The sequence below is a fragment of the Microcoleus sp. OTE_8_concoct_300 genome, from assembly GCF_031383065.1.
Classification (GTDB): Bacteria; Cyanobacteriota; Cyanobacteriia; order Cyanobacteriales; family Microcoleaceae; genus Microcoleus.
The window spans coordinates 1-6873 of record NZ_JANMZH010000572.1; the positions used below are offsets into that span (position 1 = coordinate 1).

The following is a 6873-nucleotide window of genomic DNA, read 5'->3' on the forward strand; positions in this document are numbered from 1 at the left end:
GTTCTGTTTGCCTTTTTTATGTCCATTTTTATTGATCTCAGTTGACAGGCAGTCAGGACATTGCATAAGCTGGGATTTCACTCAGTTTGATTTTTTTGGCGCTCGCACTATTAAATGATCATACCTTAATTCACCAACGCCCATTTTTTAACTGAAGCTCCTTGGAATGCCGAGCTTGTTAATGAGCGACGGTGGGAGGTAATGCAACAATGCAGTCAAACTAAAATTAGGAGGGGATTCACTCTAATAATAGATGACTCAGGTCATAGAAAGAGTGGTACATCAACTGCCGGAGTTGGCAGACAATATATCGGGCTTCTTGGCAAAACGGATAACGGGGTAGTCTTAGTAACGACACATTTATATGATGGGGTAAAAAGTTTGCCATTAGATGTATCATTATACCAACACGCGAGTTCATTACCACAAGGAAAAGCAGCTCCAGAATTCATAAAAAAACCAGATATAGCTTTAAAGTTGATTGACAAATGCTTAGAAAGGGGAGAGCGGCCGGGAGTAGTTGTGATTGATGCAGGCTATGGTAATAATAGTAGGTTTTTGCAAGAGTTAGAGGCCCGGAAATTAAGATACATAGGAGGATTAGCGAAAAACAGAAAAATATTAGTTCAACTAGAACATGGACTAGAACGAAAAGAGATTAGATTAGATGAACTAGCAAAAAGCCTGAATTCAGAGGGTTTTACTGCGATTCAACTAAAGCTAGAAAAGCCAAAAACCGTGTGGGTAGCAACTATCGAAGTAGAATTATCAACAATGTCAGAGTCAAAAACAGTAGCTATCGTCATGAATGCTGCGACTCTTTCGACCGCGACAGAAGTAGATTATTTGATTACTAATGCTAGCAGAGAGAAAGCAACAGGTGAATGGATAGTAACGACTTACTCCCAACGTAATTGGGTGGAGGTATTCTATCGTGAAGCTAAGGGTTGGTTAGGGTTAAAAGAGTATCAAGTAAGAGGGGAGAGAAGCCTTTATCGACATTGGATACTGGTGTTCTGTGCTTACAGTTTTATTGTTTGGCATACCTTAACTGGTGGACTGAGACGAAGATGGGCTAACCAAACATTAGAGACATTTACTGATGCCTTAGAAGCTTTTAGAACAGCTATATCTTATAGATTTGTGCGCTGGTTGCAAGAAAATATGGACGTATTTACGGCTTATAAAGCCAGTTTGGGCTTTATTTGGGCTTAATTTTTGTTTAAGTCCCGTTTACAGCTTATTGCACTGCGAAACAAAGGTTATCTGTAGCAATCGCTCGGAGCCAATGGGGATGTATTAAGCTGTTCACGATCGCTCTAATTTGGCAGAAAAGAGCCATTCCCTTAAAAAGAGTGTTTGTTACCAAAATTAGGAAACAGTAACTTATCAGAACAAACCTTGGCTCTACAACAAGTCTTACCATTACTTAAAGAATATAAAGTCATCGTTTTAGGAGACCGTGAATTTTGTTCGGTAGATTTGGGAAACTGGCCGGGGACAAAGGGTGTATCTTTTTGTTTAAGGCTGAAAAAGAATCATTGTCTAGAAACAGAAAACTTAATCTGGCAAGGTTTAGACCAATTAGGAGTAGTCCCCGGGACTTCGTTATATTTCCAAGGAGTGAGGGTGAGAAAAACTCTCCCAGTAGCCGGATTTGATATCGCCTGTAAATGGAAACGCGACTATCGGGGACTAAAAGTAAAAGATGCCTGGTTTATTCTCACAGATTTAGGCTCTTTGCCAGTAGCGCTCGCAGCTTATAAAAAACGGATGGGAATAGAAGAAATGTTCCGAGATTGTAACGACAAGAGGCTATAATCTAGAAGGAAGTGGTCTCAAGGGAGACCGACTCATAAAAATTATTTTATTAATAACGCTCGTTTACAGCTCAGCTATATTTCAAGGCACCGAAATTCAGAAAAAACAGCTACAAAAATATGTATCTCGCCGTAAAGACAAGCGCCAGGAATACCGTAGAAGGAGCATATTTGGTATCGGTCAGGATGGAGAAGAGTGGGCAAATTATCTCGATCGATATTCGTTAGAAGTCCAAGAGTTAATGAAGTTAACCCGTAATAAACGTCGCTTTTACCAACAGGGTATACGGGCTGCAACCTTGATTAAGTCTAGTTCCTAGCCCTCTTTGTCACCCTCCCAGCAGGCCAGCACATGAAAAGTCATAAAAGCTCATCAAAGCGCATCAAGCCGATCGCTCTTCGGTTCTGTCGCTGGTTGTCTCTTGTCAGCAAAATCGGAGGAGACAACCAGGATCGAGCACATAAAATCGCATAAAATCGCATGAAAATACATATTTCAGCCCTCTGATTTTTCCTTGCAAACCACGGATTAATCAGATGCGCGAGGCTTGCTGGGTAGCTTGATCGCCACGATTAATCCCCGGTAAGTCGGTAGAGAATTGCGCTTATTTTGACTTATTTTTACTTTTAAGTCCGATTGCCCGCAACTCCCCAGCAAATCTGGGACTGGATTCGATGGAGATTATTCCCAATCCAAAATTTAAAACCCACATTCCGCAAAGCGTCAAGTGTCACACTACGGCAAAGCGTCAAGTGTCACACTACTTAAGGCATTGGAGTAACTTCAATCTAGAAATTTCAGGAAGTAACGCTTATAGGGGCGAAGTTTGGCTTTAAGTTGAGCCAAAATTTTCTGCGACCATGTGACTTTTGTGATTTCTGTATGGTAGTCCCTATCTATCGCTACTTCTTTAGGATGGGTGAGGGGAAAATTAAGGGAATAAGTCCGACCAACTACCCTCTGCCGCCTCGACTTCGTATGGGTAGCCTTGGGGCCAAAGCCAAGGTTGGACACTAAATTTACAGAAGGCACGATAGCCAGTCCAGAATGGGACAGGATGGCAAAATACCATGACCAATCCCAAGTATCTACCTTTTGTTGGTAAGCTTGTTCAAATCGCCACACCATTCCCATAAAAAGAGCATCTTCTGGCATAAATGCCCGAATTTTCCGCTTTACTGCTGGAATAGCCCACGCTTTGATGTTGTGGTCATAATAGCGCCAAGCCCGTGACCAGGAAGCCCATCCCCAAACTGGGCTGGGCCAATAAGAGAAGTGATAACTCTGACTATCTGGCTTCCATCTTCCTAACCCAATAGTTCCTAGGATGGTCATGATGCGCTCGTCATCCTGATATTTCTCCAATAACTCCTCGCAGTATCTGAAGAAACTAGGGTGGGGCAAGCAGTCATCCTCAAGGATGATCGCTCTATCAACAGTGTCAAAAACCCAGTCTAATCCACTCGCTACGCGCCGTCCGCAGCCTAGGTTGACATCAGCATAATTTTTCATGACTTGGCAATCCCAGTCAACCTGCTCAATGATAGACCGAGCTGCCGCGCAGTCTCTAACATCCTCTGGCTGGTCTGGGCGAGGTCCGTCAGCCACGACCAAAAGCTGGGGAGGCTGGGCTTGGCGAATGGCTTGAAAAACTTTCTCTGTCGTATCGGGTCGGTTGAAGATGAAGAAAGCAACGGGAGTTTTCATTGACTGTCCTCCTGGTATAACCGTTTGAAAAGAGCTTGAAACGGGGCGAGTCCATATTTACCAACTAATCGGACTGGTCGGATTAGGTAGTAAAGAAAGTGCAGGGTGCAGGGTAGTGGAAGAAACGCTTGGTCAGCTTCGTTTGGAGTTAACCCGTAGAGAAGTCTATGCAACTGTCCTTCGCTCACGGATAAGTGGTAGAGAGCGGTTGCCCAGAGATAGAAAGGGTGACGTTGAGAGTCTGGCTCAGAGAAAGGATTTTTGCAAAACTGGGTGGCAAGCCACTTGATTAGGGGAGCTTGCTTTACGCTTGACAAAACAGAAGCGGGAACGGGAGCTTTTAAGAGGGTGTTAGCCAGCACCAAGCCAAAGTCGAGAATTCGCTCAACTTTCAACCTCCTAGCCTGCTCTGTTAGGGACTGCCAATTCATCTGCGGGTGGGAGCTAATCAGGGCTGCCACGTCACAAAGTCGGCTGAGCTGATTCCAACCTTCCCTCTCTCCCTCTACACAAAGTATCAACAAATGAGTTTCCGGTGAAAAGGTTTGTATCCCTCTTTTGTCACTCTGGGAAATTAAAAATGAGAGCCAAATTTTCAACTGTAGATAGATCAAGGATTTGAGCATTTATTTTCTAACAGAATGGCTGAAATCAAGGGTTTTGGTAAAAGTCTTATGCTATAACCATCCCCGATTATTTTATGCCGAATAGGACATATTTACTTGTTTTTATTCCGGATAGTATTCGATCTTTTTCCGAGTTGTTTTTTAAGACCTCGGCGGCTTTCTTAATCTTTTTTCTAGCTCGATCTAATTCTTCATTTACTTGCTTCATAACATGAAATCTATCGGCCACCACTTCTGCTTGTGGCATTAAAGCTTCGGAGACATTTTTATAAGGCTTCCACATATCTATACTGACTTCTTCTATTTGCTCTAAAACTTCCTCTCCCCAGGCTTTTAGGTATTTTTTTATTTCTACTTGAGTTCGATTTGTGACCATTCCTACTATAATTTTTTTATCGATATCTACTAAAACTACACAATAATTTTTCTGTCCCTTTACTAAAGCAATTTCATCAATTCCTAGCCTTTTTAATCCTGATGGTTTTTGTCCGCTCAATTCCTTTCCCCATTCTTTTAACATGGTTTCTATTTCTTGTTCGCTAACTCCATTCCTTTGAGCCACATTTTTGATATCGCTTTCTAATAATTCTGACAAAATCTTTTTTTTCAACCTCTCTGTATAGGTTCTAGTTTTTTTAACAAATTCTAAGTCTTCACTAAATTTTTTGGGACAACCTTCACACCTCATCTGACGGCGATTTACTTGTAAATATACTTTTTGCTCTCCAAACGGCAAATCCCTCACTACATAATAATGATTTTGATGGAGTTTATCAGTTTTCTTCCCACAGTCGGGACAAATGGCTTTTTTGTTGTTATTATCTAAGTAAATTGTGATTCCTATATTTTCAATAATCTGATAATTTTTGACTGTCACTCCCTCAATATTAAGGAGTTTGGTCATTAGATGAAGTTGAGGATTGGAAGCCATAGGTATAAGTTTTATTTTAATTTTAATAAAATAAAACTTTATTAAACCACAAAAAGCCCTGTAAGTCAATATATAATTGCTTTGCCAGCGCCTAATTTTTAGATTTTATAGTTAATTTTTATAAAAATTATTAACTTTTTTACATAGTAGGTTCGGTAGAGCCAATACTGTTGATATTTCCAGTATTTACTGTTTTGCGGGTCTTCTACTAGTACGTCTAGGGGAAGTGTGCGCCATAAATCAAACCATTGAGGACGTTTTGCATCCAGGAGATTTCGCATCTCTTCGTAAGAATAACCCAGTTGAAGGAATTTTTCCACTCCTAAAAATTCTAAATAATCATTTACTATTCTCCACACTTGAGGATTGTCTAGAGCCATAATCCATTTATCTAAATTTTGGGAATCTGGTTTGGTGTCCTGGTAAACCTTATTCTGATCTCCGTATCTCCAAACAGGCTGATCTTTTGCCCTTCCATAATCTATCATTTCTGGTGAAAATTGAAGTCCTAACCAGCTACAAATCTTATTTACTTCCGATTCGGGATTCAACAGTAACCATTCATAATGTAATACCATGCAGTTATTATTTAATAAGTTGATACCATCGATTAATCGAGCGGGAGCTTCTAACAAATCTTGCTTATACAGATGGAGTTTAAAGTAGTTGTCTTGCGTCCAAGTATTGATCATCGAACATAAAACTGCTAAAGGATTTCGCAGCAAAATAATAAAATGCGCTTCGGGAAAAGTTTTGTAAAGTTCAGATATTATCAAATAGTAGCGCGGTGTTTTATCCAAAAAATAACTTTTTCCTGAACTGGTGGCTGCACAGTTATACAAGTAAGAATACATTCGGCGCAAACCATTGAAATAAGCTTCTTTCCCATCTGGTAATTCGTCCACAAAACCTTCAACAGCATTCCTAGCCCATTGAGCATTATAATCTACTTCATATCCCTCTGAGCGCAGAGCATATAAAGGATGAAGCATTAACCAAGGTTCAGAAACTGTATGAATTTCACAGTTGCTGCCCAACATCCGTTGTGTTAATGTTGACCCAGCACGAGGCTGAGAAATTAAAAATATTAGGTTTTTGCCTTGTAAGAGACTCTGTTCAGAAAATCCAAGTGTCATATTTTTTTATTTTTACTGATGCTTTCACCATATATTCCTGTCAATTTAACGCCAAACAACCAAACGCTTCTGTCACAAAATTCTCTAAAGTATAATTTTCCCTATTCCCGATCGCACTTTCGTAACCCATTCTACTACAACCTCAAATAACCACCTCTACATATCCGTCTAAAACTAATTCCCGATCAACAGAAACATCACCTAACAGCAATTTTTCAACTCCCTGTCGCTCTAGGACAACCTACTCCTAAAAATGGTTTCTCAGAAGCTTACCACAAAAGAGGGTAATTTTTGCCCGATCGCCCCCAATGAACTCCAAATGCACTCAAGCCGTTGCTTTCCCAAGGATATCAGACTTCAGCCCTCTGAGGATGTTCCCGCACGCACCAGGCATTATGCACAAGCGATTGGTGCGAAGCGCTAGGTACTCTAGCTTGGCGTAATAAATTTATCCACCAAATAAATAAGCTATAGACGAACATCTGCCATCGAGTAGACTGGAAGACCGATCGGCGTTGGTGAATTAAGGTATGATCATTTAATAGTGCGAGCGCCAAAAAAATCAAACTGAGTGAAATCCCAGCTTATGCAATGTCCTGACTGCCTGTCAACTGAGATCAATAAAAATGGACATAAAAAAGGCAAACAGAAC

7 protein-coding genes and 1 pseudogene are annotated in these 6873 nt (G+C 40.7%); 3 read left to right on the plus strand and 5 right to left on the minus strand.

Annotation, left to right across the window (positions count from 1 at the left end; genetic code table 11):
- Positions 1–66, minus strand: a 66-nt coding sequence (locus ACUVJL_RS26045) for an IS1/IS1595 family N-terminal zinc-binding domain-containing protein (RefSeq protein WP_445248493.1), incomplete at its 3' end; no start/stop codon positions are given.
- Positions 67–141: 75 nt separating this feature from the next.
- Between ACUVJL_RS26045 and ACUVJL_RS26050 the strand changes: the two are divergent.
- Positions 142–1215: pseudogene (locus ACUVJL_RS26050) on the plus strand (IS701 family transposase); the annotation flags it as partial.
- 144 nt (positions 1216–1359) lie between these two features.
- Positions 1360–1821, plus strand: a complete 462-nt coding sequence (locus tag ACUVJL_RS26055; protein ID WP_445248488.1) for a transposase — start codon at positions 1360–1362, stop codon at positions 1819–1821.
- A gap of 783 nt (positions 1822–2604) precedes the next feature.
- On the opposite strand, the gene ACUVJL_RS26060 is transcribed toward ACUVJL_RS26055, so the two are convergent.
- The 4 genes from ACUVJL_RS26060 to ACUVJL_RS26075 all read right to left on the minus strand — a co-directional run bounded on the left by ACUVJL_RS26060 (position 2605) and on the right by ACUVJL_RS26075 (position 6221).
- On the minus strand, positions 2605–3528 hold the full coding sequence (locus tag ACUVJL_RS26060) for a glycosyltransferase family 2 protein (protein ID WP_445248489.1): 924 nt from the start codon (positions 3526–3528) through the stop codon (positions 2605–2607).
- Positions 3525–4154, minus strand: a complete 630-nt coding sequence (locus ACUVJL_RS26065) for a nucleotidyltransferase family protein (RefSeq protein ID WP_445248490.1) — start codon at positions 4152–4154, stop codon at positions 3525–3527. Before ACUVJL_RS26065 ends, ACUVJL_RS26060 begins: the two co-directional genes overlap by 4 nt.
- A gap of 67 nt (positions 4155–4221) precedes the next feature.
- Positions 4222–5154: an ISL3 family transposase gene (locus ACUVJL_RS26070; protein WP_445248491.1), complete on the minus strand. Its 933-nt coding sequence runs from the start codon at positions 5152–5154 to the stop codon at positions 4222–4224.
- 29 nt (positions 5155–5183) lie between these two features.
- Positions 5184–6221, minus strand: coding sequence for a sulfotransferase family protein (locus ACUVJL_RS26075; protein WP_445248492.1), 1038 nt, complete (start codon positions 6219–6221; stop codon positions 5184–5186).
- A 586-nt stretch (positions 6222–6807) separates the two neighbouring features.
- On the opposite strand from ACUVJL_RS26075, the gene ACUVJL_RS26080 reads away from it, so the two are divergent.
- Positions 6808–6873: IS1/IS1595 family N-terminal zinc-binding domain-containing protein (locus ACUVJL_RS26080; protein ID WP_445248493.1), on the plus strand; the 66-nt coding region annotated here is incomplete at its 3' end.